The organism is Streptomyces sp. NPDC028305 (genome assembly GCF_055569495.1).
In genome coordinates this window covers 1-2,419 of record NZ_JBVHTN010000022.1, presented here as the reverse complement: position 1 = coordinate 2,419, position 2,419 = coordinate 1, and the positions used below count along the sequence as shown (strand labels likewise).

The 2,419-nt window shown below is 56.9% G+C and carries 1 rRNA gene; it reads right to left on the bottom strand.

Annotation, left to right across the window (positions count from 1 at the left end):
* Positions 1–21: 21 nt before the first annotated feature.
* A 23S ribosomal RNA gene (locus ACZ4WQ_RS46840) occupies positions 22–2,419 on the bottom strand; the annotation flags it as partial.

Below are 2,419 nucleotides of genomic sequence, written 5' to 3'. Positions count from 1 at the left end.
ACACAGTGGACGCGAGCAACTGAGGACAAGCCCTCGGCCTATTAGTACCAGTCAACTCCACCGGTCACCCGGCTTCCATATCTGGCCTATCAACCCAGTCGTCTACTGGGAGCCTTACCCCATCAAGTGGGTGGGAGCCCTCATCTCGAAGCAGGCTTCCCGCTTAGATGCTTTCAGCGGTTATCCCTCCCGAACGTAGCCAACCAGCCATGCCCTTGGCAGAACAACTGGCACACCAGAGGTTCGTCCGTCCCGGTCCTCTCGTACTAGGGACAGCCCTTCTCAAGACTCCTACGCGCACAGCGGATAGGGACCGAACTGTCTCACGACGTTCTAAACCCAGCTCGCGTACCGCTTTAATGGGCGAACAGCCCAACCCTTGGGACCGACTCCAGCCCCAGGATGCGACGAGCCGACATCGAGGTGCCAAACCATCCCGTCGATATGGACTCTTGGGGAAGATCAGCCTGTTATCCCCGGGGTACCTTTTATCCGTTGAGCGACGGCGCTTCCACAAGCCACCGCCGGATCACTAGTCCCGACTTTCGTCCCTGCTCGACCCGTCGGTCTCACAGTCAAGCTCCCTTGTGCACTTACACTCAACACCTGATTGCCAACCAGGCTGAGGGAACCTTTGGGCGCCTCCGTTACCCTTTAGGAGGCAACCGCCCCAGTTAAACTACCCACCAGACACTGTCCCTGATCCGGATCACGGACCCAGGTTAGACATCCAGCACGACCAGAGTGGTATTTCAACAATGACTCCACCATAACTGGCGTCACGGCTTCACAGTCTCCCACCTATCCTACACAAGCCGAACCGAACACCAATATCAAGCTATAGTAAAGGTCCCGGGGTCTTTCCGTCCTGCTGCGCGAAACGAGCATCTTTACTCGTAATGCAATTTCACCGGGCCTATGGTTGAGACAGTCGAGAAGTCGTTACGCCATTCGTGCAGGTCGGAACTTACCCGACAAGGAATTTCGCTACCTTAGGATGGTTATAGTTACCACCGCCGTTTACTGGCGCTTAAGTTCTCAGCTTCGCCACACCGAAATGTGACTAACCGGTCCCCTTAACGTTCCAGCACCGGGCAGGCGTCAGTCCGTATACATCGCCTTACGGCTTCGCACGGACCTGTGTTTTTAGTAAACAGTCGCTTCTCGCTGGTCTCTGCGGCCACCACCAGCTCCGAGTGCAAGACTCATCACCAGCAATGGCCCCCCTTCTCCCGAAGTTACGGGGGCATTTTGCCGAGTTCCTTAACCATAGTTCACCCGAACGCCTCGGTATTCTCTACCTGACCACCTGAGTCGGTTTAGGGTACGGGCCGCCATGAAACTCGCTAGAGGCTTTTCTCGACAGCATAGGATCATCCACTTCACCACAATCGGCTCGGCATCAGGTCTCACCCCTCATGAGGGACGGATTTACCTACCCCTCGGGCTACACCCTTACCCCGGGACAACCACCGCCCGGGCTGGACTACCTTCCTGCGTCACCCCATCGCTCACCTAATACAGGTCTGGTCCGTCGGCTCCACCACTCCCCTTCACCCGAAGGATCCAGGGCGGCTTCACGGACTTAGCATCGCCTGGTTCAGCGCTGGCGCTTCAAAGCGGGTACCGGAATATCAACCGGTTGTCCATCGACTACGCCTGTCGGCCTCGCCTTAGGTCCCGACTTACCCTGGGCAGATCAGCTTGACCCAGGAACCCTTAGTCAATCGGCGCACACGTTTCTCACGTGTGAATCGCTACTCATGCCTGCATTCTCACTCGTGAACCGTCCACAACTCGCTTCCACGGCTGCTTCACCCGGCACACGACGCTCCCCTACCCATCACAGCGATCGTTAGACCACATGCTGCAATGACACGACTTCGGCGGTACGCTTGAGCCCCGCTACATTGTCGGCGCGGAATCACTTGACCAGTGAGCTATTACGCACTCTTTCAAGGATGGCTGCTTCTAAGCCAACCTCCTGGTTGTCTCTGCGACTCCACATCCTTTCCCACTTAGCGCACGCTTAGGGGCCTTAGTCGATGCTCTGGGCTGTTTCCCTCTCGACCATGGAGCTTATCCCCCACAGTCTCACTGCCGCGCTCTCACTTACCGGCATTCGGAGTTTGGCTAAGGTCAGTAACCCGGTAGGGCCCATCGCCTATCCAGTGCTCTACCTCCGGCAAGAAACACACGACGCTGCACCTAAATGCATTTCGGGGAGAACCAGCTATCACGGAGTTTGATTGGCCTTTCACCCCTAACCACAGGTCATCCCCCAGGTTTTCAACCCTGGTGGGTTCGGTCCTCCACGAAGTCTTACCTCCGCTTCAACCTGCCCATGGCTAGATCACTCCGCTTCGGGTCTTGGGCGCGCTACTCAATCGCCCTATTCGGACTCGCTTTCGCTACGGCT